The sequence below is a fragment of the Terriglobia bacterium genome (genome assembly GCA_020072785.1).
Lineage (GTDB): Bacteria > Acidobacteriota > Terriglobia > Acidiferrales > UBA7541 > Acidiferrum.
On sequence record JAIQGG010000003.1, the window covers coordinates 116178 to 142281 of the forward strand.

Below are 26104 nucleotides of genomic sequence, written 5' to 3' on the forward strand. Positions count from 1 at the left end.
GGGGCAGTTAGTCCTCCGCTTGGATTTGCGAACGGAACTCCGCGGACAGGAGCGCCTGCGCTCCCCGGACGACGATCTCGTCTCCGGGTGAAAAGCCCCTTGCAACGAAGAGTCCGTTCGCGAGCGGCGTCTCAGCGGGAACCAGGCGACGGACAAAGCGACCGGGTGCGTTCTGCTGATACACCCAGGCGCTCCCCCGCCACCATACGATCGCCGATTGTGGAATCAGCACTCCGCGCATCGGCCGGCCGACCGTCAAGCGAGCGATTAGGTTTAGCCCCGGCGCGAGACCAGGATGATCACGAGTAATACAAAGGAGGCTGAGGCCCTGAATTCGCGGATCGACTCTGGGAAAAGGTGAAATCAGCTTCGCCTCGATTTGGGTCGATTCCGCGATTTCGAGTGAGATCGTTCTGGGAGCCGTCCAGCCTACGCCTGTAGGCAACGTCACCTGCACCAGAAACGCATGTTGGGCGAGAATGCCACCCAGCGCAGGCGCGTCGTCGACGACCCACTTTGCGACCACGTCGCCCCAACTCTGGCGCACCGCTGCCGCTTGCAACGACAAATCCTGCATAGCAGCCTCAGCGTCCGCTTGGTCCGAGCGCAAGACGCCCTGCACAGCCTGTAAATCCTTCTGTGAGGCGTTCTGCTGGTCTTGGTACAAAGTCTTCAGGCGGTCATACTCCAGTTGTGTCACCTCCATGTTCGCCCGCACCTTCTCTAGATTGGCTGTAGCGGCCACGTATTTAGCGCGTGCAGTGACCAGTTCCTGGCCTGATAAGACGATTGCGGGGGCAGTCACCTGCTCGCGTGAAGTGAGCGCTTGGAGAGGAGTCACGGTGATTCCCGTTTGGGATTGCGTATCGGCATCGAGGGTGAGGATCGTTTGTCCGTTCTGGATGGAAATCTTTGACGGCGTCTTGTTCGCCTCTTCTGTGTCGCCTTCATCCCCTTGATCGGCTGCCACTTTCCGGCCCGGAACGAGAGTGAGAGTCAAAATGAGCGCCAGAATCAGCGCAAGGCCTGCTCCGAATAGCCACTTCCCGTTTGTCTTCATCACTTTTTCTCCTTCGCGTGATTCTTCACAACAGGGGATTGTGGGCCGAGTGGCGGAATGTCGCCGGGTTCCAGTGGACGCTGGATAGCGTCCTCCAGGCTTCCCAGAGCAATTTGGGTGCGATAGAGTGCAGCCACTTCCGCACCCGCCGCTAGAGCGCCCTGGAGAAGCTCGCCGCTGAGCGGAAGCGGCCCTGACTCACCAGCCTTAAACGCCTTCTCCGTTAACTGAATTCGCGCCCTATGAAGCTTCTGCAATGCTTTCGTTTCCGCAAGCTCTTTCCACGCTCCGCTGTAACTTGCCGCTGCCGCTTCGGTCTCCGCTATCACACGGGCTTGCGTCGCGAGGAAATTGGCTGCGGCTCCTCTGCGCCGAGCCTCCGCCTCGGCAATCGGTCCCGCGTTGCGGTTGAAGATCGGAAGGGTGACCGAGAGTCCGACCGTGAAGAAGTTGTGGCTTTCTTCATAATGGTAGCCCGGCCCGATTTGAACATCGGGATATTGCCGGGCGATTTCGAGTTGAAGGCTGGCTTCCGCAGCGCCATATTGAGCAAGAGCCTGTCGAACGTCCAAGCGGTTTAGCACTGCTTCCCGCGGGATTCCCCCGGAAGCGAGAGAGTCGAGGCTGGGCGGGTTCTCAAAGGTTGGCCACGTAAACTCCAGACCATTCAGAGCCGCAACGGGGATGCCAATCGCAGCGGCTAGCGCCGCCCGAGTCTGCGTTATTTGGCTTTCGGCGCGAAGAACCGCCAAATGTGTGTTTGCTAGATCGATCCGCGCCAAATCCACTCCTGGACGAGAGATTTCGCCAACAGCAAGCCTTTTTTCCAACAGTTGCACGCGGTCAGACAGAATGCTCTCTTGCGAACGCAACTGGTCCGCACTTCGAACAGCGACAAGGTAATTAAGCAGGGCCGTGCGAACTTTGCTTCGAACCGTCCACGCAGTATTGGCCAGCTTAAACCGGGCCGCTTCACTCCAGTTTTTCGCTTGAAGTATTTGATAGCCGCGCTTCCCTGCTGTTTGGATCGGGATCGCGAAATCTAGTCCGAACAAATACGGACTAGGCACTCCAGGAGTTACACTCAAGGTGGGATTGGGACGCGCTCCTGCTGTGATAACAGCGGCCGCCGCCACGTTGGTTTGCGCCCGAGCCATTTCCATTTCGGGGCTGAAATAGAAGGCCGCAAACGTCAGCGAACCGAGGTCCCAGCTCTTCGGTGGCCACGAGCTTAGCTGATGGCCAAGATTCCTTTCCAAAAACTCCCGCAGACCGGCATCCTGAAGGTTTCTGGATTCCAGACTTGCGGCGCTTTCAGCGGGCGATATGGGTGCTTTGCGATACTTCTGCATCGCACACCCCGCCATCAAGAGAGAGACGACCAGCGACAAACTCAATGCTCTGACAGAATTCATAAGGACTCCCGCGCAACAGTAATGGGGAACGACTGCTCAGGCCATCGGGGACAGCCAGTACAGCCAGCGCGAGGATTGTTCTAGATGCGGAGAGGGGGCGGAGATAACCCAAGGAACGGACGTGAGCAGGCTGAATATGAAAATTCTTCCAACAAGGGAGCAGGCGGCAGAGCGGATTCTTTGCGTGGCCTGCGAATTATGCCGCGCAGAAGATGCGACAGCGCGGCCACAGCACCGAGAGAGACGGCAACAACAACTAAGTTGAGGACGATATCCTTTCCACTCTGGGGAAAATGATCCCAGTGGTCTACCCTCTCGAACGCAGGGCCACACAAATACGTGACCAGCAGAAGCACGACCGCGACTTGGCAAAGCCTTTTCTGCATCCTTTAGTCAGTATAGGCACTTCCAGCATCACGTTGCAACAATGACCGGGTAGGTTGGTCCCTTTCGTTGCAAAACACGAATCCTGCTCCCAAAACCTTGACAAAAAACTCGCGGCCAAGCTGAATTGGGAGAGTACGGCCCTGATTTTATGGGACAATTGGGAGGCGAATCGGACCGATACCAATCAATGAGTGCCTTGTAGGGAAAAAGACTTGCGTGCACGCAAAATTTGCGCGGTAACACAATGATTTGATAGAAGGGAATGGTCGGGGCGAAAGGATTCGAACCTTCGGCCTCCTGGTCCCGAACCAGGCGCGCTACCAGGCTGCGCTACGCCCCGACAGTCCTGCCCAGACCCTTTCCACTGGCCTGTGCAGATATTAAAGACTAACATAGCTGGAGGGCGGCGGCTAGACGCGCCCGGCAATATCCCGCGAGGCGCCCTGCGCCCGTTCCCCGCACGGCCATGCCCATTCCACGCAGCGCGCTGCAGAAGCTCGACGACTTGCGCTGGCTCGTTCCACGCAACACCCGCGAAGGCATGCGCACCGACGCGCTCATCTACGCCGACGAAAAGCTCCTCGCGCAGATCCTCGGCGATCTCTCCATCGACCAGGCCATCAACGTCGCTTTTCTCCCCGGCATCGTCGGCCGCTCCCTGGCCATGCCCGATATGCACCAAGGCTACGGCTTCCCCATCGGCGGGGTGGCCGCCACGCGCCTCAGCGATGGCGTGGTCTCCCCCGGCGGCGTGGGCTTCGACATCAACTGCGGCGTGCGCCTGCTCGCCAGCAATCTCGAGCGTGACGCCCTCCTGGCCCGCGACGACTACGAAAAGAACGTCCCCAAACTGCGCACCCTCGTCAATCAACTCTTCCGCGACATCCCCTCCGGCACCGGCGCCGAGGGCCCCATCCCCGTCACTTTCCCCGAACTCGACGACGTCCTCGCGCGCGGCGCCGCCTGGGCTGTCGACCACGGCTACGGCGAAGAATCTGACACCGAATACTGCGAGGAGCACGGCGCCCTGTCCAGCGCCGACCCCTCCATGGTCTCCCACCTCGCCAAGAAGCGCGGCCGCACCCAACTCGGCACACTCGGCAGCGGCAACCATTTCCTCGAAGTGCAGTACGTCGAAAAAATCTACGAACCGGCCACCGCCGATGTCTTCGGCCTGCACGAAGGCCAGGTCGTCGTGCTCATCCACTGCGGTTCGCGCGGCCTCGGCCACCAGGTCTGCACCGACTTCCTCAAAACCATGAACGAGGCCATGCGCAAGTACAACATCACCCTGCCCGACCGCCAGCTCGCCTGCGTCCCCTCGCAATCCCCCGAGGGGCAGGCCTACCTCGGCGCCATGGCCGCCGCCGCAAATTTCGCCTGGGCCAACCGCCAGGTCATCACCCACTTCACCCGCCGCGCCTTCCAGCGCATCCTCGGCGACGCCGTGCGCCTGCGCCTCGTCTACGACGTGGCCCACAACATGGCCAAGACCGAACACCACCGCTTCGACCACAGCGAGGCCGACATCTTAGTGCACCGCAAAGGTGCCACCCGCTGTTTCCCCCCCGGCTCACTATTCATCCCCGCCGCGTACCGCAGCGTGGGCCAGCCCGTGATCATTCCCGGCTCGATGGGCACCGCCAGCTACGTCCTCGTCGGTACCCAGCGCGCCATGGATGAAACCTTCGGCACCGTCTGCCACGGCGCCGGCCGCGCCATGTCCCGCACCGCCGCCAAGCGCGGCCGCAACGTCCGCGACGAAACCCAGAAACTCGAAGCCCAGGGCGTCCTCCTGCGCTCGGAAACCCGCGACGGCGTCCTCGAAGAAGTCCCCGAAGCTTACAAGGACATTGACGCCGTCATCGACGTCGTCCACCGCGCCGGCCTCGCGCGCCGCGTCGCCCGCCTCAAGCCCATGGGCGTCATCAAGGGTTAGCCTGCAAGTCTCTCGCCTCTGTAGCTGCGGGCTTGCCTTGGCCCGGACAGCAGTCGCGGTGCGCCCACTGCTGTGTCGGCAATCATTCGAGAAAAACAAAACCGCCGGGAAGCTTGCGCTTCCCGGCGGGCTGAATTCGCTCCGATGTCCGGCTTAGAAGATCAGCCGCAGCGTGGCCTGCATCTGGCGCGAGGAACCAAGCGTGCTGTGATAGTCGCCAAACGTTGCCGAGTCTTCGATGCTGGAGCTCACCGGATTGTTTCCGCCCGTATCGAAGTACGCCGAGTTGGTCAGGTTGAAGATCTCCCACCGGAAGTTCAGGCTCATGCCCTCGCGGGGCAGCTTGAACTTCTTGCTGATGCCCATGTCCGTGCTGAAATACTTGTCCCCCCGGATAACGTTGCGCTGGCCGCGGAAGCCCGGTGCTGTGAAGCGGAACATGGCCAGTGCCGCACTCGGATTGGCGAACATGTTCGGCTTCGGTCCATGCACGTTTTGTGTCGCCGGGCACGGGCCGGTGGCCAGCCCGAAGGGATATGCCCCGGCGGGCGCGCAGGTGGCGTTCCCTTGGAGATCCCAGTTCGTGGGCCACGTCCGCCCGTTGACGATATTCGCCGGTAGTCCGCTGTTGGCGTGCACGATCCCGGAGATCTGCCAGTCGCCGATGATCTGGTTCAGCCAGCCCGCAGCCGACCCGCCCAGCCTCTTCCCGCTGCCGAACGGCAGATCAACGATGTAGTACCCGTTCAACTGGTGCCGCGAATCGAAGTCCGAGTAGGAATACTCCTGCGCGATATCCCAGGCATTAATGGTGGTTCCCGTGTACCCGCCCGTCCAGGCCCCGCCAATAATGTCCTGGCGCTCCGGAGTCGAGGATGTATCCAGCGACTTCGAGAACGTGTAGTTCAGGACGAAGGAAATGCCGTGGGTGGTCTGCTTGCGCAGGTTCAGCTGCAAGGCATGATATTCCGACCATCCGATGGTCGTCCACGTGTGCAGGTTTACGTATTGGGCTGGGAAATAGCTGTTGGGGCAGTCCTTGAATCCGTCGCCATTCAGATCTGTCCCGGAGGCGCAGGTCGGATAAGCTGGCATTCCCGAATTTGCTATATAAAGCCCGCCGTAGTCCACATCCTGCCAGAACGTGCTGGCGCCGAAACCCGACCCGCCTGCGGCCGTTCCGTGATAGCCGATCATGTAGTCATAAGCCACCTGCGTTGCCGAGTAGCCGCAGGGCAGCCCCCCCGACCCGACGGGAGAACTGTCCGCATTGGTCGTGAGGCCGAAGACATTAAATTGCAGACAGCCCCCATTGATCCCAGTGGGGCCAAAGGCCGGGAAGATATCCTGCCAATAGGGAATAGAGCCGATGGTCAGCAGCCCCTGGTACGGATCGTTGGCGTGCTGTTCGGCATAGCCAACCAAACCGCGGGCAGCTTGCAAGGCACTGACACCCGTGGCGGGATCCTTCATATCCGCGGGCATGCCGTAATCGCGAATCATGCTCAACTTGCGTCCGCGGCGGCCCACATAGGCTGCTTCGAGCGTCATGTTCCAGGGCATCTGCCGCGCAATCGAAAAATCAAACGTGTGCGCGTACGGCGTGCGAATCTTGTCATCCAGACCCGCGGTCACGGTCAGCAATCCCGAGGGCGGGGTGGTGGGGAATCCTCCGCCGGGAGAGGGCTGCAGACTTTGCGCCTTGGCCGCGGCTGTGTCAAAAGGACCGCTGTAGCGGGCACAGGCAACTCCCCCGGTCGAGGAAGAGTCCGTGGCACTAAAACCGCATCCGCCCAGCTGACTGTCGATGTTGGTCGAAAGCCCGAACGATCCGGTCTGGTCGAAAGAAGTCGCAAGGCCGTTTCCGATGCGGTCGTATACCAGTCCATAGCCGCCCCGGATGGACATCTTGCCATCCGCGAAGATTTTGCCCAGCAACCCGTCCTTGAACCTGGGCGTCCAGGCAAAGGCGGCCCGCGGCGAGAAATTATTTTTGTCCCAGCTGTAATATCCGGGCTTGCCGTTGGCGGGTCCCCCCAGATCAAGGGAGATAAGCCCGCACGAAGAGGTCGGCAGGCCCTTGTTCATGGCCTGTTCGCGGCAGGTCATCCATGTGTTCAGGCTGGGTGTGGGAACAACCTGATTGCCATTAGTCTCCCACGGCGGCGAAGGGAGGTAGTAGCGCAGCCCAAACGTCAGGGTCAGGTCAGATCGCATACGCCAGCGGTCCTGCGCATAGAGTTCGTATTCGTTTACCGCAAACCTTCTCTCTACCGGTTGTCCCTCCGGCAGCGTGGCTCCCGTCTTGTCGAAATTGTAGGAGGCGGTGATCTCCGTAATGGGCCCGAGCAACTGAGTCAGGGCGTCGCGGAACGAACGGCCACTTGCGTTGGCGGGAACCGCGAAGCATCCGGCCCGGTCGCAGTTCCCATTCCCCGGTTCGATGGCCCGCGCCCCGTCCGCCATCCAGGATGGGTTGATCAGGAACTGGTGGTAGGAATTCGAGTTGTTGAACGTAGCGTTGCGCGTGAAGCGCATCTCCCCGCCGAAGCTGAATTCGTGCACTCCCCTTGTCCAGCTCACGTCGTCGCGGAAATGGTGCTGCGGCAGGATGCGCCCGTTGGTCTTATTATAGACTTCACCCGTCTCATATCCCTGGAGGTCGTCTATGAACCGAAAGTTTACAAACTCTTGATTTCGGATGCCGCTGGACTTGTCGCTGATGCGCGTGAGTCCGTAGCGGAAGTTGTTCACGATCCGCGGCGTTAGGATCGCCGTATATCCGATCGCGTATCCTTTGTTGTTGTTCAGCAGCGTCTGCCTCGATGACTCCCCTGGAAATTGCGGATCCGTGCTCACCGTGTCATGCATCAGAGACCCGCGCCAGAACAGCGTATGCTTGTCCGCCCGGTCCAGATGCACGTCCACGCGCACGAAGGCGGTGTTGAAGCGGTTTTCCACGGGGGCCCCAAAGCGGTAGCCGAGAATGTTCAACGCGTCAAAGCTCCCGCTCGAATTGGGATCGGGAAACAGGGCATCCTGCTGGAGGACGGCTGGGTTGACTCCAATTCCCGCCGGGTCAATGGCCTGGATCTCCGCCGGGCTCAGCGCGTAATACCCCGCCGGAATGGCCCCGCAACCCGCCGCGGCGGAGCGGCAGGGCTGCAAGTTTGCGTCCATTCCATAGGAAGCACCGCTGACGCCCTGTACAAACCCGCCGGCAGGCGGCACGCAAGGGGCATTGCCGGGCACGTCGGTACACTGATAAAAGAAGACTCCATCGCGAAAGGCCACGGAGGGAACACTGCGTTCGGCGGAGGTAAACAGCGATTCCTTCAACCGCTCGTAATTGCCGAAGATGAACACCCGGTCCTTGATCACCGGTCCACCCGCGGACCCGCCGAAGAGGTGGTGGCGGAATTTCGGCTCCTTGATACCGGCCTGGTTGAGGAAAAAGTCGTTGGCGTTAAACGCTTCGTTGCGGTGAGCGTAGTAGGCCGTACCGTGGATATTGTTCGTGCCGCTCTTGGTCACCAGTTGCACCTGCGCCGCCGAGGAGCGTCCTCCGGAGTCCGCGTCATAACTCGTGGTGGTGGTCCGGAATTCCGCCAGCGAGTCTTGCGGTACGCGCAGCACGGTCGTGAACGCATAGCCCTTCTGCGGGTCGTTCGCGTCCACTCCGTCCAGCGTCACGTTGGTCTGGTCGCTGCGCGCCCCGTTCACCGACCCGCTGCGCCCGTCCTGGTCGTTCGTCCCTCCGTAACCGCCCGGCAAGTCCGATTTCGTAGGGATGAAGGCCACACCGGTCTGCAAGCTGAGCAGCCCCGCCGGATTCATGTCCAGTTGCGGCAGCGAGGACACTTCCTTTCCGGAAATAGGTGTTCCGATGCTGGCGTCCGTCGTGTTCAGCGCCGCCACCATCTCCGTCACCACCATCGTTTCGGTGACCGCACCGACCGCAAGGTGGATATCGAGCGTACTGGTGATGCCGACGAGAACCTCGACATGTTCGCGAGCCGCGGTCTTGAATCCCTGCGCCTTCACTTCGATCTTGTATTTTCCCGGAGGCAATTGCGCGAACACGTATCTTCCATCCGCCTCTGTTGCCGTCGTGCGCGTCAGCCCCGTGCCTTCCTGCGCGATCGTCACTTGGGCGCCCGCAACGCTGGCGTTCGCCGGGTCCAGCACCGTGCCCGACAGAGAAGCCGTCTGTGACCACACCGGGCTGGCACTGAACAACACCCCCAGCGCCAGAACACACGCCCACCCTGCTCCTTTAAAAGTTTTCGTCATAAGCCTCCCCCTAAACACTTGAGCGGCAATATAAAGCCACGAGTCCCCAAAAACCCATGCTTTCCCGGTGCACGAAGAAAGATCAGTCTGTTCCGGAACCCGGCTGGCTAACTGCTGAGCCTTCTAACTCATGCTGCGGGAGATTGTCAAGAACAAGTAAAAGCAAGCGTAAGCCTGAGTCATTCCTCGCCAAACATGCGACTCAGCCGTTGGTAAGATGGATGAGTTTCGCCGCCGTCACAGCGGCGAGTTTGCGGATCGGCTCCACGCAGTTTCCCGCACGTCGCCGTCCAGCCGCACCAGCGACACCGCTTCCGCTCCGCGCGTCGCGTCCCGCCCACTGCTGTGTCGGCAATCATTCGAGAAAAACAAAACCGCCGGGAAGCTTGCGCTTCCCAGCGGCTCTGCAAAGAGTGGAACTCCGTTAGAACTCGTAGCGCAGCGCGAACTGCATCACCCGCGGGTTGGTGAGCATCCCGGTGTAGTTGCCGAACGAGCCGCCCACGTCCAAACTATCGGACACGCCTTGCACATCGAACCGTGAGAAGTTGATGGAAGGTTACAAGGCGCCGCCGCCCGCCTCAGCTCTTGCCCAGGTGCACCAGCTTCGCTTCGGTCACCGCGGGCAGCTTGCGGATCGGCTCCACGGCGGATTCCGGCACGTCGCCGTCCAGCCGCACCAGCGACACCGCTTCCGCTCCGCGCGTCGCATCCCGCCGCCCCAGCGCGAACGTGGCGATATTCACTCCCTGCTGCCCCAGCAGCGTGCCCACCTGCCCGATGACGCCGGGCTGGTCGTGGTTGCGCAGGTAGAGAATCGTCCCCGCCAGCTGCGATTCCAGCGGAATTCCGTCAATCGCCAGCACCCGCGGCGAAGCGTCGTGCAACACCGTGCCCTCCACGCTCAACCCCGGCTGCTTGCTCCCCGGCTCCGGCAGCGACGCCACTTCCAGCGTGTTCGGAAAGCCGTGCTCGCGCCGCCGCGTCTCTTCCTCGACGGTCAGCCCGCGCGCCGCGGCCACCGCCGCCGCGTTCACCAGGTTCACTTTCTCGTCCAGCACCGCGTTCAGAATCCCCGTCAGCACCGCGCTCTTCAGCAGGTGCGTCCCCGCCTCCGCCAGCTCCCCGGAGTAGCGGATGCGGATGCGCGCCGGACGCACCGCGGCCGCCTGCGACACCAGCGAACCCAGCCGCTCCGCCAGCTCCAGATACGGCAGCACACGCCGGTACTGTTCCGCCGAGAGCGCCGGCAGATTCACCGCATTGCGGATGATCCCGTCGGCCAGGTAGTCGCGCACCTGCTGCGCGATCTGCGTGCCCACCTCCTCCTGCGCTTCCGTCGTCGATCCCGCCACGTGCGGCGTGGCGATCACATTCGGCAGCGCGATCAGCGGCGAATTCTTCGGCGGCTCTTCCACGAAGACGTCCAGCGCCGCCCCCGCCAGCCGCCCGCTCTTCAGCGCCTCGGCCAGCGCGCCTTCGTCCACCAGCTCGCCGCGCGCCGCGTTCACCAGCCGCGCGCCCTTCTTCATCTGCGCGATGCTCTGCGCGTTGATCAGGTTCTGCGTCGCCGGACTCAGCGCCGTGTGCAGCGACACGAAGTCGCTCTCCGCCAGCAGCTTCTCCAGCGGCACCAGCTCCACCTGCGCCTCGCGCGCCGCCGCTTCGCTGATGTACGGGTCATACGCCAGCACGCGCATCTCGAACGCCCGCGCCCGCCGCGCCACTTCCCCGCCGATGCGCCCCAGCCCGATCAGCCCCAGCGTCTTGCCGCGCACCTCGGTGCCCGCCGCCGAAGACTTCTCCCAGCGCCCCGCGTGGATGGCCGCATCGTGCCGCGGCACCTGCCGCGCCAGCGCCAGCAGCAACGCAAAGGTGTGCTCCGCCACGCTGATGGCGTTGCCTCCCGGCGTGCTCATCACCAGCACGCCGCGGCGCGTCGCCGCTTCCAGGTCGATGTTGTCCACGCCCACCCCGGCGCGCCCCACCACGCGCAGCCGCGGCGCCTTTTCCAGCAATTCCGCCGTCACCTTGGTCGCGCTGCGCACCACCAGCGCGTCGGCGTCCGCGATCTCCGCGTGCAGCGTCTCCTTCGTGGTCAGGACAATCTTCCATCCCGCCTGCGCCCGCAGCAGCTCCACGCCGCGCTCGCTGATCTTGTCCGCTACGATGACTTTCACGGTGTCCTCATTCTCCCGGCGGATTTCCGCCCCTGGTTCTGAACTTACCAAAGTATCGGTCACCGCGCGGCATGTCAAATCCAAGAATCCTCTGTCTTCCATTAGCAAAAACTATAGTCTGCGGGAACTTGTTCCGAGCCTAGGGAGTCTGTATGCCGGCCATGCGCCGCCCGGTAGCACCGGCTAAAGCCGGTGCTACCGGGCGTGCTGCTCTGCTATAGTCGGGGCTTGAGGAGCCCGCGATGAGTCTTGCCGAAAAACTCCAGAAGGACCTGGTCGACGCCATGCGCGCCAAGGATGAACTGCGTCTCAGCGTCCTGCGCATGATCAAGTCCGCCCTGAAATACAAGGAGACCGAGAAGATCCGCCCGCTCGAGGAAGCGGAAATCCTGCAGGTGCTGCAGACCCTCGTCAAGCAGCGCAAAGAGTCCATCGAGCAGTTCACCAAGGGCGGCCGCCAGGACCTGGCGGACAAGGAAATCAAAGAGCTGGCCATTGTCGAATGCTATCTGCCCGCCGGCGCCACGGCCGCTGAAATGGACGCCGCCGTCGCCAAAGCCATCGCCGAAACCGGAGCCAGCTCCATCAAGCAGATGGGTGCGGTGGTCAAGGCCGCCAGGGCGCACCTCGAAGGCAGGACCGTGGACGGCAAGGCCCTCAGCGACCTCGTCCGTGAACGGCTATCCAAGCTGACGACCCCATGAAGGGTCGTCATCCTGAGGAGCGCAGCGACGGTTGACCGCTTCGCGGTCACACATATCAGGGATCTCTCTTGGCTACTTGAAAGACTGTGCAGCGGTAACTTACTGCGAACACTGATCGAGAGCTTCTGCAATGTCTCTTCCCGAAACTATTCCCGTTCGCTTCACCGAAGAAGAGGCCGGCTACCTCAGTGTGCGCCCCGTCGTCCGCCAGACCTTTCGTCTCGCCGAACTTGCCGACATGGTCGTCTCCGTAACCGGTAAGGACGCCGCGCGCGTCGCGCAGATCTTCCGCGCCGGCGCGGTCCTTTACAACAGTTACCGCTACTGGTGGGATGGTTTCTCCGCCGCGCCCGGCGAAGTGGCCGCGCTCCTCGCGCCCTTTCCCGACGCCGATCCTTCTCGCCCCTTCCGCTGGGAAGAAGCGGCGGAGGTCCTCCTGGAAAGCGGCGGCGGCCCGGCGCGCACCGCCAGCGAGGTCACCCGCGCGGAAGCCTCCCGCCGCCGCCTTTTTCAACACCGCAGCGCCTGGGATTGCCTGCGCGAAGCCCTGCGTGATTCCCCGCCCGTCTACGAAGAATACTCCTACGCTCGCCGCGCCGACCTCTACCGCAAGTCGCTGGCCCACGACGCTGCGCGCCGCCTGCGCGCCGAGCTTCTCGCCGCCGCGCCGCGCGCCCTCCGCGCCCGCCTCGCGGCCGCCGCCGTTCCTTCTGCTCTGGTGTTCGCTTGTCCCCGCACTGCGGCCCGGCCGTAACGCCGTTTCACTACTTCGCCACCGCCGGCTTCAACACCGCCGTATTGCGCTCGTCGCCGGCGATGAGCCGATACAATTGCTTCAGCTCTCCGACCTTCTCCAGCGGCACGCTGAGCTGCTTCACTTCAAACACCCGCGTGTAGCGCACCACGTTCCCGCTCGCTTCCGTCTTGCTGTGGTAGCTGGCGAAGCTGTACTCCGCGTTCACCGGTGGCGGCAGGTCGTCCACCTCGTACCCCGGCGGCAGCGTAATCTCAAACGTATCCGTGTCCCGCTCCGGCCCCTCGAATTCCACCGGATACTTGCGCGGTTCCTTGGTTTCCAGGAAGGAGAGCGATTTGCTGCCTAAAACGCGCGGCCGCACCAGCAGCAGGTTCCCCGCCGCTTTGCCGTAGTTTTCCGCCACCAGGGAATAGTCGTAAAGGAAAGGCCGGTCGGTCTGCTCCACATTGCTCACCGCCGCTTTCAGGATATGGAACCTCGCCAGGGACTGGGCCAGCAGCGTCTCGATGGGCTTGATTTTATCGGCATCCCGGGTTGCCGTTTTCAAAGCTCCCCGCTGCCACCGCGCCTGGTCGCCCACGCGCACTTCGCGCACGTCGCCCTGCAACGTCCCCGATCCGTCCAGCGTCAGCTTTCCCGTCCGCTGAATCCCGTTCATCGTTGGAGACTGCTTCGGCAGCTCGATCAGTTCCCCGCCGTCCGGCGTCACCAGCAGTCCGTAATTCCCCTGCAACTCTCCGCTGAGCTGCCCCAGGGGCGTCAATTCGTTGGTGGGATCAAAGAACAGGATCCGCCCCAGCTTCGGGTGCTGCAGCACTGCGCCCAGCGAGCCATCCGCGACTCCCTCGGGCAGCTTGATCGCCAGAATCGCGTGATTGAAGCCCCCCACATGCGCCGGCATCTCCGCAGTCACCGCGCCGCGTTCCGTGTAGATGGGCACATAATACGATTCGATTCCTATCTCCTGCAGCATCGCCCCCATCAGCGTGACCTTGTCTTTGCAATCCCCGTAGCGGTTTGTCAGCACTCCGCCCGCCGGATGCGGCTGCCACCCCCCTATTCCCAATTCGATGGCCACATAGCGGATCTCCCGCTGCACGAAATTCGCCAGCGCCCGCATCTTCTCCAGCGGCGCGGGAGCGGTGGACGTCAGCGACGCCACTTTCTGCCGGATTTCCGGGGTCGCATCGCGCCGCCCGTTCGTCAGCTCCCGATACCAGTTGCCCATTTCCCGCCAGTTTTCGAATCCTTTGTTTCCGCGCGTCCCCGCCGGCGGCAGAAAGGAGATCACCATCTGCCCCTCGATGCCGCGCATCGGTGGCATGGCCTCTTCCTGCTTGATCGCCTTCACGTCGTTCACCGTCCATTGCCACTGCCCGCTCCCTGCCGCTACCGCCTTTACTTCCGCATTGTTCAGCCACGACGCCTTGTATTCCCACCCCGCGGGGAGCTGCAGCGAATATTTGGCTTCGCGCACCGGGCTCGTTCCCTGGAAATACCAGATATCCTGGAGAACGTAGGGGCGATCCTGCTGCTCGTATTCATATCCCACGATGTTCCCCGGCTCGGAAGCTGGAATGCGCAGCACCTTCACCCGTACGTCGGTGATCAATTCGCTGCCCGGCACCGCCGGCAGCGACACCTCCGCTCCGTCCTTCTCCTTCACTTCGTAGTCTTTGCCCTGCGCCGGAATGCACCAGGCGTGCAGGCTGGTGATTTTCGTCTCCGCGCTGAAGGGGATGACCACCGTGCCGAGTTCCCGCCCCCCGGGGCGGAGAATCTTGTAGGCCGCGCGCGTCAGTGTCTTGATCTTCTCCGCCGACTGCACCGTCACGATCTCCTCGGAATAGAGCAGAACCGCGTCCGTCTTCTCGTCGTGCACCGGCAGAGGTGTATTCACCAGGGCGTGCATCCACCCGGGGGCATCGCCAGCCGCAGCCTGCGGCGCTGCCGCCCAGCACACCGCAAGCAGCGCAAACCAGCGGAGCGTTCTTCGCCGCTCCTGGCGCCCCAGTCTACGTCCCCGGTTGCAAGACAATCTGCTGTTCATCGCCTGTCCTCATCACCCGGAAAAAATTCTGCAGGGCCCCGTAGAATTTGGTGTCCAGCATCAACAGATCCACCTTCACCTTCCGCGTCAGATGCAGCGTGCCGTTGTTGTATTCCTCCTTCAGGGTGTAGACCACCGCCTTGCCATCCTGATTCTGGGGCGCCGGAAGACTGCTCACCTGCCACCCCAGCGGCAGCTCAATCGTCACGTCGTCCGCCTTCTCGAATGGAAAGTCAAAATAGATGGGGTGTTCGCGGTTGGCGTGCTCGAACACGTGCTTTTCCGTCCCGCTGAAAAGTCCCGCCGGCATCAGCGCCCGGCGGCCCGCTCCGGAAACCCACCCCGGAACTTTCAACTCGTATTCCGCTACCAGCGTTTGCGCGGAGCTCGCCCAATCCGGCTTGTTCTTCAATTCCACCTCGATCCCCGCGGGCACATACTCCTTCACTTGCTCTTCCAGAAATTTCTTGCGCGCGGCCTCGTCTTCGTTGTGCTCCTCGATCCGCCGCCACAGCGCTTCCAGCCCCGTGAAGGTGATCGTGAGCTTTCCCGCGAGATCCCCTGTGTCCGTCAGCCGCAACTCCGCTTTCCTCTCGATCCGCGACGCGGAGCTTTCCGGCAGCATGGTCTTGACCCAACTGCCCCCGTCTTTGTCCAGACGCAGGCCCACCACCCCCGTTTCCGGCCACGGCAGCAGCCCAAACGGCGTGAACATTGTTCCCGGATCGCAGTAAATCTCCTTCCCGTTCAGCTTCACCAGCACCACGTTGTCATTTAACTCGAAACTGTTCATCAGGTGGGGATCGAAAAAATATTGGCTCCGCCGCGAAACCAGCACCGGGTACGCCTCGAACCCCGCCGCGCGCACCAGCGCCAGATAGAGCCAGGTGATCTCCCGCCCGTACGCATAGCCCCGCTTCCACACGTCCTCGACATTATTCGTTTCCTTGAGCTTCTCCCGCTTCTGTTCCTGCTCCGTCTTCCCCTCTTCAAAGCCGAGGTTACGCACCTGCTGGACCCGGGCGTAGATCTTTTGCAGCTTCACCTCCGGCGCATCGTTGGGCGACACGATTTGCGCCACCGCCTGCTCCATCGCTTTGCGCTTCCCGGTGAAGTTTTCCACCCCTTCGTGTAGTCTCTTCCCCTCGCTCTTCCAGAACTTGTCCGCATTCGCTTCGCTGTTCTGCGTGTAGACGAAATCGACGCGCGCCTTCAGCGTATTTTCTGGCGGCATATAATCCTCGGTCTGAAAGGCCGGAATGTTCTGCACGTCGAGCCGCACCGTTCCCGATTCCTCTTTCGGCGCAGTCGTTCCCGGCGGCAGATTGAACCAGCTCCACCGCGCCGGAAAATACGTGCTGACCTTCAGGCTGAACTTGGCGTGCTTGGTGAACAGTTCTTCGCTCAGGATCCAGTGCGAGTCGTAGATCAGGTTCTGCTCCCAGTCATACATGTAGTGATATTCGATGATGCTGCCGGTCTGCACCTCGGGCAACGTGAAGGTCTTCGCCAGATATTTCAGGCCCTTCGCTTTCACCACCGTCTTGTCATAGACCTGCCCGGCGAAGTTGCTGATGCTTCCATCCGGCCGGATGGTCCGGGCCTTGATGCCGTGAATGCTGCCCACCCCCTTGACGTAAGGAAGCTCGATGTCCGCATACTTGCGTCCTTCCTCCGTCAGGATCTTGATCCGCGCATACGTGTATTCGTGGCCATTCGCGTCGTCGCGGTCCACCTGCCGGTAGAGATAGATCGCCGGCGCACCCGGCGCCTGCGGCTCGCTGGTCATCTTCAGTTCTGCCGGATTGATCGGCTGCCATTCGTCTCCCGCGCGTGCCGGGCGAAACCCTATCGCCACGCCCAGAACCAAAAGCAGCGCAAACGCCGGTATTCGCCGCAGTGCTGACAAGACACACCTCCCCCGCCCGCCCGCAGGCGGAGACACTAATATGGATGGGATAGGCTGAGAAGCGAGCCCGGAACCACGACGTGTGGAGTTGACCGCTTCGCGGTCACGCATACAAAGGACTCGACTCATAAATGGCGTTGCTAGAACGTATAACGTATATGACGTGTGCAGCGCGACACTACGCCTGCCCATCATGCCTGTCAAGAAAAAGCCCGCGGCGCTCCCCGCTCCGCAGGATTCGCTTCCCCGGGCCCCGCGTCTGCGGCATAATCCCCGGCGTGCCCGCAGACGCGGGCCCCTATCGCGCGCAGTCGGGAGGCTTACGGTGAGCAAACGTCCCTGGAGTTCCACGGCCCCGCCGCAAGAATTTCACACGTACGTGCCGGCGGACGAGAGCCCCGCGGAGTTTACCCTCCGCGCCGTGCTCCTCGGCGCGCTCTTCGGCCTGCTTTTCGGCGCCGTCACCGTTTACGTCGGCCTGCGCGCCGGCCTCACCGTCTCCGCCTCGATCCCCATTGCCGTGCTCTCCATCAGCATCCTGCGCGCCTTCGGCCGCTCCACCATTCTCGAAAACAACATCGTGCAGACCACCGGCTCGGCCGGCGAATCTGTTGCCGCCGGCGTCATCTTCACCCTCCCCGCGCTCATCTTCCTGGGCTTCGGCTCGGAGTTCACCTACTGGCGCATCTTCCCCCTCGCTCTCCTCGGCGGCTGGCTCGGCGTGCTCTTCATGATCCCGCTGCGCCGCCAGCTCATCGTCAAGGAGCACGGCAACCTCACCTATCCCGAGGGCACCGCCTGCGCCGACGTCCTCGTCGCGGGCGAGCGCGGCGGCTCCTTCGCCGGGCGCGTCTTCTGGGGCCTGGGCCTCGGCGGCGTTTACACCCTGCTGATGAACACCGCGCAGGCCTGGACCGGCCAGCCGGAATACCGCCCCAGTTGGCTCCCCGGCGCGTCCTTCCGCGCCGCCATCACCTCCGAGTATCTCGGCGTAGGCTACATCGTCGGCCCGCGCGTGGCCGGCACGCTCTTTGCCGGCGGCGTCTTTTCCTGGCTGCTGCTCATGCCCGCCATCAAGTTTTTTGGCCAGCTCGCGCCCGGCGTGGCCCTCTACCCCAGCACCGTGCCCATCCCGCAGATGACCCCCGACCAGCTCTGGTCCAGCTATGTCCGGCCCATGGGCGCGGGCGCCGTGGCCGCCGCCGGCCTCTTCACCCTCCTGCGCACAATGCCCACCATCCTCTCCGCCCTGCGCTCCGGCCTGAAGGATGTCCGCGCCGAAAACGCCGGCGCCTCCGCCGCGGCCAACCGCATTGACCGCGACATGCCCATGCGCACGGTGATCCTCGGCTCGGCCGTGATCGTCGCCATGATGTGGCTGCTGCTGACCTTCCGGCCCATTCCCGGCGCGCAGACCACCCTCGTCTCCAACCTCTTTGCCGCCGTCTTCGTGGTCGTCTTCGGCTTTCTCTTCGTGACCGTCGCCTCGCGCATCAGCGGCTTGCTCGGCAATTCCTCCAATCCCATCAGCGGCATGACCATCGCCACGCTCATGGCCACCTGCGCCGTCTTCCTCGTTTCCGGCTGGACCGCGCCGAACTACGCCGTCCTGGCCCTGACCATCGGCGGCGTCGTGTGCATCGCCTCCGCCATTGCCGGCGCCACCTCGCAGGACCTCAAGACCGGCTACCTCGTCGGCGCCACCCCCGTGTGGCAGCAGTGGGGCCTGCTCGTCGGCGTCACCGTCTCGACCATCGCCGTCGGCGGCACCCTCGCGCTCATGAACAAGGGCCTCGAAAAATACGTTCCCAACCAGATTCCCCTGAACGTGCAGGCGCTGCCCTCCGGCGTCAAAGTCGAAAAGCCCAGCTACGCCTACAAGGGCAAGACCTATACGCTCATCAATGCGCTCGGCTCCCGCGAAGTTCCCGACGGCGAATACCTCTACGATGCGAACACTCAGAAGATCGAAATCCAGTGGGTGCAGGGCATCGGCAGCGACCAGGCCGCGGCGCCGCAAGCCCGCCTCATGGCCACGGTCATCAGCGGCATCCTCAACCAGCGCCTGCCCTGGCACCTCGTCCTCATGGGCGTCGCCCTGGTCGTCGCCGTCGAGCTCCTCGGCGTCCGCTCGCTCGCCTTTGCCGTGGGCTCCTATCTCTCCATCGCCACCACCATGGCCATCTTTGCCGGCGGTGTCGTCCGCTGGCTCGTCGAGCGCGGCTCGAAGAAGGGCGAAAGCGAAAGCGAAGCCAGCCCCGGCGCGCTTTACTCCAGCGGCCTCATCGCCGCCGGCGGCATTTTTGGACTCCTGGCCATCGTCCTCAACATCCTCCAGGACCCGCAGATCGCCGCTGGTCTGCCGGGCTGGCTGACGGGCTTGCTGCACCTGCCGCTGCGGCCCGATCTCTTCAACTTCGGCCCGAAACTTCTGGGCTCCCTGGCGCGCGGCAACCTCCTCGGCGTGGTCATGTTCGCCTTGCTGGCGGCCTCGCTCTACCATTTCGCGCGCAAAAAACTGAGCTGAGAGGAAGAGTCAAAGAATCCAGAAACCGCTGAGTAGAAAAGTTCGCGGAAACGTGCCCGCGATGCAAAAAAAAATGGCCTGGCGTGCTCCGCACACGCTTTGACGCGCGCCCCCCGCCGCCTTACACTGGAGTGCTTATGGGCCCGCGCTCCAGCATCCGCAACTACCGCGTCAGCTTTAATTTCTACATGACACCCGGCGTGCAGCTCCTGCTCATCGCCAACTTCGCCGTCTTTTTCTTTCAAGTCTTGCTGAATCACTTCTGGGGACCCTTCGCCCACCAGCGCCTGCTCACCTGGTTCGGCCTCGTCCCCGCCGCCGTCGTTCCCGGCCTGCGCATCTGGCAGCCGTTCACCTATCTCTTTCTCCATGACCCGGACACCATCTGGCACATCGGCATGAACATGTTCCTGCTCTGGATGTTCGGCCGCGAGCTCGAACTGGTCTGGGGCCAGAAGCGTTTCCTGCAGTATTACTTCCTCACCGGCGTCGGCGCGGGCCTCATCAACGTCCTGGTCAAGACCGCTCCCGTCCTCTGGGGCCGGGGCTTCTCCTACGTCCCCACCATCGGCGCTTCCGGAGCCATCTTCGGAATTCTGATGGCCATGGCCATTCTCTTCCCCGATCGCCAGGTCGTTTTTTTCCCCCTGCCCATCAGCATCCGCATGCGCACGGCCATGATCGTCCTGGCCGCCTTCACCTTTCTCGGCACCTTCGGTTTCGGCGCCGACAAGGTCAGCCACATCTGCCACCTCGGCGGCATGCTCGTCGGCTGGATCTACCTGCGCCGTGGCTCCTTCCTCTACCGCGTGCGCAACGGCTTCGCCGACTGGAAGGTCCAGCGCAACCGCAAAAAATTCGAAGTCTACATGGGCGCCAAAAAGAACGAGCCGCCCTCGCGCCCCGACCGCTGGGTCAATTAGCCCGCCTGCCGAAAAACTCTTTTCTCTCCCGATTTTGTAGATGCCGGGCGGAATCTATCCTGACCCTGTCGGGAGCCTGGCATCATGTTTTCAAGGATTTGCCTGCCTGCCGGCGGCCGCTACGCCTGTTCTTTGCTCTTTTTCCGCAGCCTGTTAAAGGTATTATCCTGCAAGAGAGGTTATACGGAAAATGTTAGATGGGAACGAGAAGCAGAATTTTTATTCCCTGATGCGATTGCGCGACGTTGTTGTCGAGGGGTCTAAACCTATCGTGTTGTGGGTGGGAGCGGGTACCAGTAGGTGGTGTGGTTATCCCTCATGGGATGAGCTAGCTGGTCAGTTACATTCAATATTTTCCCGTAGCGAAGCCAATTACGAGAAATCTATCGGCGCAGAATTGGTCGCCAAGGGCGACTTGCCTGCAGTTCTTAGCAATTGCCGAAAGGCGAACGCGGCGCTTTATCACCAATTATTGGTTTCTGCCTTATCCCCTCGGCCAACCACGCCGGTCTACGACCATTTTTTGCACATCCTCTCATCCTTCAAACCCCTGTACGTCGTCACAACAAATGTGGACGAAGTGTTGGAACAGCATGTTCCCTCGGCCGCAATCGTGCAGAGGTCAGATTTCGAGAGATGCGCCTCTCTGATTCAACAAAAGCAATCTTTTGTCTGCAAGTTGCACGGCTCGATAAGCTCAGTCGAGCAAGCGGTGTTCACAACTGAAGACTATTTGAAGTTAGAAAAAGACCCCGCTTACTTGTCGCTGGTGAAGCATATTTTCGCAGACGCGACAGTTATATTCATTGCTTATGGACTCAAGGACGAATACGTTTTGAATGCTCTGACCGCGCTCGAACCGCAGTCAAGAATCTTCGGCAACGGGCCACATTTCCTCGTAACACCGTTAGCCCCGCCCGTTTTGCCATCGAGCATAATCCCCATAAAATACTTTGTTGGCATGCAGCAAGACCACCGTTCTGCGAGCATGGCCTTGGACATCATCCGGGCGGCGCAAGAAGGGAAACTGTCACGTCTTCCGACAACCGATGTGACTAGTAGCGCCACTGAACTCACGAGTGGATATTACATCTCGGATTTTACTCCCGCTGGGACATGGACCAGTTCACAAACTCTGCAGCTCGGAAGGCCCGATGGCACGTCTTTCTTCGTCATTGTGGGGCATGGCTTCATCGATTCCGAATTACCTAATTTTCATTCTCATTCACCGAGGGATTTCGTCGTTGGCCTCTTATGTTTCGAAAAGGTGTATTTGCCACTCTCATCGCTTGCGGCCTTGCATGATTATGTGGGAGGGGAATACTTCTGGGAGTTGGTCAAAGAAGATGTGCTTCGATTCGTTCATGTGAATGCCCAGCCTGGATACATTTATGACAGCAGTGAGTCCCTAACAAGTGTGGACGTCGGCCTTATAGGCTTGAGCGGTAGGGACGGCGTTCTTGCCACGGCTCAGGAGCACATTCGCCGTCAAATAAAAGCTGCTCCGGGAATGGAAGCCGCAGCCGAAGTTTTGCTCACGCAATTGGAAAGCAAGGTTCATGTATTTGATAGTGAAAGCTGGGAAGTAGCCAGGCTTGTCCGAGGAGCCCTTCTGCATCCGAGATTGCGACGCCTTCTAGGCATGAGCGATGGAATTTTTCCAATGGCAATTCCTCGATGGCTCGTCTTCCCAGCTTTGAGAGTCGCTCATACTGTAAACACAGCTGTCGTGTGCCAGCAGTTTAATCTTGCAGCCGCGAACATCTGGTTTGGCGGTGAAATAATCGTCGGAGCCACATTCGGACTTGCAGCCACGCGAGATTGGGCGCATGAAGCCGCAAGTTATGTCATGACAAGTCAGGCCGACATAGACTTAGGGGCGACGATGGATGTAACGGTTCTCAGGACCATTTTGAAGTTCCGGAATACGAGCGAAGGCGTCGCACTTAGGCAAGAAGTGCTGGAACAGCTAAAAGTAAATGCGGGTTCCGAGTTTATTTCTTCGGTCAATGCCGCACTGAAGAGGAACATTCCATTCACATCTTTGGATAAACCGCGAAGAGTATTCGCAGCATTGCTAGCGGCGGAGTCCAGCGTTCCTCGACTTACGCGAGCCATTTCACACAATCAGTTCTATTCAGATGCGGCTATCTCTTTCTGGCGCAAACGTAGTCTTCAAGAACTTAACGCGGTATGTGAAGCGCGAAAAATAGGTCCATACGACCCATGCCCGTGCGGCTCAGGCGAGAAGTTGAAGTTCTGTTGCTTAGAAGCATTGAGATCGGCTGGGTGAACTGGGGCGTGAAAGACAGGCGGGTGGCGCATCCGAACCCAGGCGGTGGCGCAAACTTAGTGTCTCGGCATGGTCGGGGTAGTCTCATTCCCGAGCCCGCTTTGCCGCACCATTCAAAATACCACTAATTCATATAGACCGTAAGTACATTCTCCGTTATAATTGTTTCGTTTTTCGGCGCGGAGGAGATGGAGATGCTGCCCCTTGTCCTCGCTACCGCGCTGCCCCCAATACCCCTTCCCCGGTAACCACCTTGCAAACACCGGAGCGCCAAAGCCTCTCCCACAACCCCTGCAGAATCATCACTTACACACTCTTTTGTATCAACGGAAATCTACAGGACTTAAAATCCTTTCCTTTGATACTCTTGCGCACTCTTCAACCAAGAGCGGCGCACTAACTCCTTCAGATTCATATACAACCGCACTCTTTGCGAAAAACAACGGGGGTGGGGGTAGGGGTGCAGCCGGAATTCTAAGCCAACACTTGAAGTTCACAGCCCTTCCGGCTCTGCGTGGCTCTGCGTCCCGTCGCGGCGGGCTACGCTCCGCCGCCGATAATGTGGAACTTCATGAAGTTTGTCGTGCCGCGGACGCCCATGGGCATGCCCGCCACGATGCCCACCACGTCGCCCTTGCGCGCCAGGCGCTCTTCCAGCAGCCGTTTGTCCGTCAGCGCCGCCAGCCCGTCGATCTTGCGCGGGTCCGCAATGTTCCGCGGCAGCACCCCCCAGATCAGCGCCAGCCGCCTCCGCGTCTCGCGCTCCGGCGAAAACGCGATGATCGGCGTCTGCGGCCGGTACCGCGACACCAGCCGCGCCGTGAACCCGCTGTGCGTGAACACCGCGATCACCTTCATGTGCAGCTCGCGCGACGCATGGCACACCAGTTCCGCCACCGTTTCCGCCACCTTCAGCTTCTCGGTCGGCTCCGGCCGCGGAAACTCATGCACGCTGGCCTCCGCCTCCTCGATGATCCGCGCCATCATGGCCACGGACTCCACCGGGTACTTCCCCGAAGCCGTTTCCGCGGACAGCATCACCGCGTCCGACCCGTCGAAAATCGCGTTGGCCACGTCCGAGGCTTCCGCGCGCGTCGGCCGCGGGTTCTGCGTCATGGACTCCAGCATCTGCGTCGCCGTGATCACCGGCCGCCGGAACACCCGCGCCCGCGCAATGATCTCCTTCTGCACCACCGGCACGCGCTCCGGGCTCATTTCCACGCCCAGGTCCCCGCGCGCCACCATCACCCCGTCGGCCACGCGCAGGATTGCGTCCAGATTCGCGATGGCTTCCGGCTTTTCCAGCTTGGCGATCACCGGCGTGTCCTTGCCGGCCCGGCGTATCAGCGCCTTGGCCTGCAGCACGTCCTCGGGCCGCCGCACGAAACTCACCGCCACGTAATTCACCCCGTGCGCCAGCGCAAACGCCAGGTCTTCGCGGTCTTTCGCCGTCACCGCCGGCACGCGCAGCTGCACCCCCGGCAGGTTGATCCCCTTGTTCTGTCCCAGCTCTCCGCCGTTCACCACTTCGCAGATCACTTCCCGGCCGCGCACCTGCCGCACGCGCAGCTCGATCAACCCGTCCGCCAGCAGGATGCGGTCGCCCTTATGCACTTCCCGCGGCAGCGCCGTGAACGTCGTGCTCACCCGCGTCGAATCCCCCAGCACCCGCGCCGCGGTAATCGTAAAGCGCTGCCCCGTGCGCAGCAGCACCGGCGCGCCCCCCGCCAGCGGCCCCGTGCGGATCTTCGGTCCCTGCAGATCGGCGATCACCGCGATCGGCTTCTGCAGCTTTCGGGAGGTCTCCCGCAGCAGCGCAATGCTGCGCGCGTGTTCGGCGTGCGTGCCATGCGAAAAATTGAGCCGCGCCACGTCCATGCCCGCGCGCATCAGCTTCTCGATGAGGCGCGGCGAGCGGCTGGCCGGTCCGATGGTGCAGACGATTTTCGTGCGTCGAAAGACCATATTCTCCTGTGCTTTGGCGGGACCGGCGTTCCGCGCCCGTCCCCAATCCGGTTACTTCGCCGCCGCGAATCCCGCGACGATCCGGTACAGAAACTGCACACCCTGCGCGAACGACGCCAGCGGCATCCGCTCGTCCTCGCTGTGCATCCGCTTCAGGTCCTCCTCCGTCAGCGGAAACGGCACCAGCCCGTAGGCCTGCACGTTGTGCAGCCGCAACTGCGAGGAATCCGTCGCCCACGTGGACAGGCACGGCACAACTGGAACCCCCGGAAACTGGTCCACGGCCGCCTTCTCGATCGCCTGGTACAGCTCGCTCTCCAGCGACGACGGCGGCGCGGCATACCCGGCATCCGGCTGCACCTCGAATTTCACCTGCGGGTCGCTCACCAGCTTCTCCAGCTCCCCCACCAGCACGTCCACCGTGTCCCCCGGCAGCAGCCGGATGTTCAGCATGGCCCGCGCCTCCGCCGGAATCACGTTGACGCGCACGCCCGCCGAAAGCATCGTCGGCGAAATCGAATCCCGCAGCATCGAATTCCACACCGGGTTGGCCTCGGAAACCACCCGCTGCGCATGCTCCGCGCGATCCGGCGTGTCCAGCGCGCGCATCCACTTGGCCAGCTCCGGATCTTCGATCCGCGCCAGCTCCTCGAAGTACCGCCGCACGATGACCGTCGGCCGCGCCGGCGCCGAATACGCCCCGATCTTGGCGATGGCCGTGGCCAGATGCACCACCGCGTTGTCCTTCGTCGGTATCGAGGCGTGCCCCGAGGCCCCGCGCGCCACCACCGCCACGTTTACCGCCACTTTCTCGCTCGCCTGCACCGCCACGTACTGCACCTGGCCGTTCTTCACGATGACGTTTCCGCCCTCGTTCAGCGCGAACCCCGCCGCGAACTTGTCCCAATACTTCGCGATCAGCGTCTTGATGCTGGCATCCCCGCCCTGTTCTTCGTCGCAGGTCGCCAGGAAGATCACGTCGCGGTTCAGCCGCGCGTTGCTTCGCTTCAGCGCAATAAATGCCGCCAGGTTCGCCGCCAGCATCCCCTTGTCGTCCACCGCGCCGCGCCCGTAGAGGTAACCGTCCTTCACCACGGCCCCGAAGGGGTCCACCGTCCACTTGGCGCGGTCCACGCCCACCACGTCCAGGTGCGCCACCAGCAGCAGCGCCCGTGTCGGATCGGCTACCGCCGCGCTCCGCAACCGCGCCACCACCGCCGTTCGCCCCGGTCCCGCTTCCAGCAGCTCCGGCGTGATGCCCTCTTTCTCCAGAATTCCGGCGATGTACTTCGCCGCCGCCTGTTCATTTCCCGGCGGGTTCGTCGTGTTCATGCGGATCAGATCCGCCAGCCACTTGGCCGCCTCGTTCGCCAGCGCGGAGCTTTCCGCCGCCGCCGCGGCTCCCGCCGGTACCGGAGTCTGCGGAAGCTTGGCCACCGCCTGTGCGCTGGCCCGCGGCGCCGCCGCGCCCGCGGCCAGAAACCCGGCCAACAACGCCACACCGATTCGCCTGCGCTTGTGCATGCCGACTGCTCCTTCGAAGGAGATAAACACCCGGAAAACTTTATTCCATGAAAACGCTTCATATTACCATGCGCGCGCGGCCCGCCGCCGGACCGCATAGCGGGCGCGTAGCGTATATTCCACGGTGCAGAGCGCGCTGCGGTTGTCACCAGCGGGCGCCTGTGTCAGCATGAACCGC

14 protein-coding genes and 1 tRNA gene are annotated in these 26104 nt (G+C 62.0%); 6 read left to right on the plus strand and 9 right to left on the minus strand.

Features of this window, described 5'->3' with window-relative positions:
- Positions 1 to 7: 7 nt before the first annotated feature.
- The 3 genes from LAN61_10775 to LAN61_10785 form a co-directional block, all read right to left on the minus strand.
- Positions 8 to 1063: a hypothetical protein gene (locus tag LAN61_10775; protein MBZ5540988.1), complete on the minus strand. Its 1056-nt coding sequence runs from the start codon at positions 1061 to 1063 to the stop codon at positions 8 to 10.
- Positions 1060 to 2475 carry a TolC family protein gene (locus tag LAN61_10780; protein MBZ5540989.1) on the minus strand — a complete coding sequence of 472 codons (1416 nt, stop codon included), beginning with the start codon at positions 2473 to 2475 and terminating at the stop codon, positions 1060 to 1062. Before LAN61_10780 ends, LAN61_10775 begins: the two co-directional genes overlap by 4 nt.
- Before the next feature lie 650 nt (positions 2476 to 3125).
- Positions 3126 to 3202: transfer RNA gene (locus LAN61_10785), tRNA-Pro, on the minus strand.
- Positions 3203 to 3328: 126 nt separating this feature from the next.
- Here LAN61_10785 and LAN61_10790 point away from each other — a divergent pair.
- A complete protein-coding gene (locus LAN61_10790; protein MBZ5540990.1) occupies positions 3329 to 4801 on the plus strand; it encodes an RtcB family protein in 1473 nt (490 codons plus the stop codon).
- Positions 4802 to 4954: 153 nt separating this feature from the next.
- Here the strand turns inward: LAN61_10790 and LAN61_10795 are convergent, their stop codons facing one another.
- A complete protein-coding gene (locus tag LAN61_10795) occupies positions 4955 to 9094 on the minus strand; it encodes a carboxypeptidase-like regulatory domain-containing protein (GenBank protein MBZ5540991.1) in 4140 nt (1379 codons plus the stop codon).
- Positions 9095 to 9675: 581 nt separating this feature from the next.
- A complete protein-coding gene (gene serA / locus LAN61_10800; protein MBZ5540992.1) occupies positions 9676 to 11274 on the minus strand; it encodes a phosphoglycerate dehydrogenase in 1599 nt (532 codons plus the stop codon).
- A gap of 242 nt (positions 11275 to 11516) precedes the next feature.
- Between serA and LAN61_10805 the strand changes: the two genes are divergently transcribed.
- Positions 11517 to 11978, plus strand: coding sequence for a GatB/YqeY domain-containing protein (locus LAN61_10805; GenBank protein ID MBZ5540993.1), 462 nt, complete (start codon positions 11517 to 11519; stop codon positions 11976 to 11978).
- Positions 11979 to 12108: 130 nt separating this feature from the next.
- On the plus strand, positions 12109 to 12732 hold the full coding sequence (locus LAN61_10810) for a hypothetical protein (GenBank protein MBZ5540994.1): 624 nt from the start codon (positions 12109 to 12111) through the stop codon (positions 12730 to 12732).
- 10 nt (positions 12733 to 12742) lie between these two features.
- Here LAN61_10810 and LAN61_10815 read toward each other — a convergent pair whose 3' ends face one another.
- Both LAN61_10815 and LAN61_10820 read right to left on the minus strand, forming a co-directional pair.
- A complete protein-coding gene (locus LAN61_10815; GenBank protein ID MBZ5540995.1) occupies positions 12743 to 14635 on the minus strand; it encodes a DUF3857 and transglutaminase domain-containing protein in 1893 nt (630 codons plus the stop codon).
- 115 nt (positions 14636 to 14750) lie between these two features.
- The gene (locus tag LAN61_10820) at positions 14751 to 16694 is read right to left on the minus strand and encodes a DUF3857 domain-containing protein (GenBank protein ID MBZ5540996.1); all 1944 of its coding nucleotides are present in this window, start codon (positions 16692 to 16694) and stop codon (positions 14751 to 14753) included.
- Between the two features lie 193 nt (positions 16695 to 16887).
- Between LAN61_10820 and LAN61_10825 the strand changes: the two genes are divergently transcribed.
- From LAN61_10825 to LAN61_10835, 3 genes are all read left to right on the plus strand, one after another.
- Entirely contained in the window at positions 16888 to 19221 is a 2334-nt protein-coding gene (locus tag LAN61_10825; protein ID MBZ5540997.1) for an oligopeptide transporter, OPT family, read from the plus strand.
- Between the two features lie 137 nt (positions 19222 to 19358).
- The gene (locus tag LAN61_10830) at positions 19359 to 20144 is read left to right on the plus strand and encodes a rhomboid family intramembrane serine protease (protein MBZ5540998.1); all 786 of its coding nucleotides are present in this window, start codon (positions 19359 to 19361) and stop codon (positions 20142 to 20144) included.
- Positions 20145 to 20334: 190 nt separating this feature from the next.
- Positions 20335 to 22437 carry an SIR2 family protein gene (locus LAN61_10835; protein ID MBZ5540999.1) on the plus strand — a complete coding sequence of 701 codons (2103 nt, stop codon included), beginning with the start codon at positions 20335 to 20337 and terminating at the stop codon, positions 22435 to 22437.
- 540 nt (positions 22438 to 22977) lie between these two features.
- Here LAN61_10835 and pyk read toward each other — a convergent pair.
- Together pyk and LAN61_10845 are read right to left on the minus strand one after the other, a co-directional pair.
- Positions 22978 to 24402 (minus strand): pyruvate kinase, encoded by a 1425-nt coding sequence (pyk, locus tag LAN61_10840; protein MBZ5541000.1) that lies wholly within the window; start codon positions 24400 to 24402, stop codon positions 22978 to 22980.
- A gap of 51 nt (positions 24403 to 24453) precedes the next feature.
- On the minus strand, positions 24454 to 25926 hold the full coding sequence (locus tag LAN61_10845) for a M20/M25/M40 family metallo-hydrolase (GenBank protein MBZ5541001.1): 1473 nt from the start codon (positions 25924 to 25926) through the stop codon (positions 24454 to 24456).
- Between the last annotated feature and the right edge of the window lie 178 nt (positions 25927 to 26104).

Excerpts from the sequence above, each read along its gene's own strand:
- LAN61_10780 (MBZ5540989.1), bottom strand. The coding sequence starts at position 2,475 with ATGAATTCTGTCAGAGCATTGAGTTTGTCGCTGGTCGTCTCTCTCTTG.
- LAN61_10790 (MBZ5540990.1), top strand. The coding sequence starts at position 3,329 with ATGCCCATTCCACGCAGCGCGCTGCAGAAGCTCGACGACTTGCGCTGG.
- LAN61_10795 (MBZ5540991.1), bottom strand. The coding sequence starts at position 9,094 with ATGACGAAAACTTTTAAAGGAGCAGGGTGGGCGTGTGTTCTGGCGCTG.
- LAN61_10805 (MBZ5540993.1), top strand. The coding sequence starts at position 11,517 with ATGAGTCTTGCCGAAAAACTCCAGAAGGACCTGGTCGACGCCATGCGC.
- LAN61_10810 (MBZ5540994.1), top strand. The coding sequence starts at position 12,109 with ATGTCTCTTCCCGAAACTATTCCCGTTCGCTTCACCGAAGAAGAGGCC.
- LAN61_10825 (MBZ5540997.1), top strand. The coding sequence starts at position 16,888 with ATGCCTGTCAAGAAAAAGCCCGCGGCGCTCCCCGCTCCGCAGGATTCG.
- LAN61_10830 (MBZ5540998.1), top strand. The coding sequence starts at position 19,359 with ATGGGCCCGCGCTCCAGCATCCGCAACTACCGCGTCAGCTTTAATTTC.
- LAN61_10835 (MBZ5540999.1), top strand. The coding sequence starts at position 20,335 with ATGTTAGATGGGAACGAGAAGCAGAATTTTTATTCCCTGATGCGATTG.
- pyk (MBZ5541000.1), bottom strand. The coding sequence starts at position 24,402 with ATGGTCTTTCGACGCACGAAAATCGTCTGCACCATCGGACCGGCCAGC.
- LAN61_10845 (MBZ5541001.1), bottom strand. The coding sequence starts at position 25,926 with ATGCACAAGCGCAGGCGAATCGGTGTGGCGTTGTTGGCCGGGTTTCTG.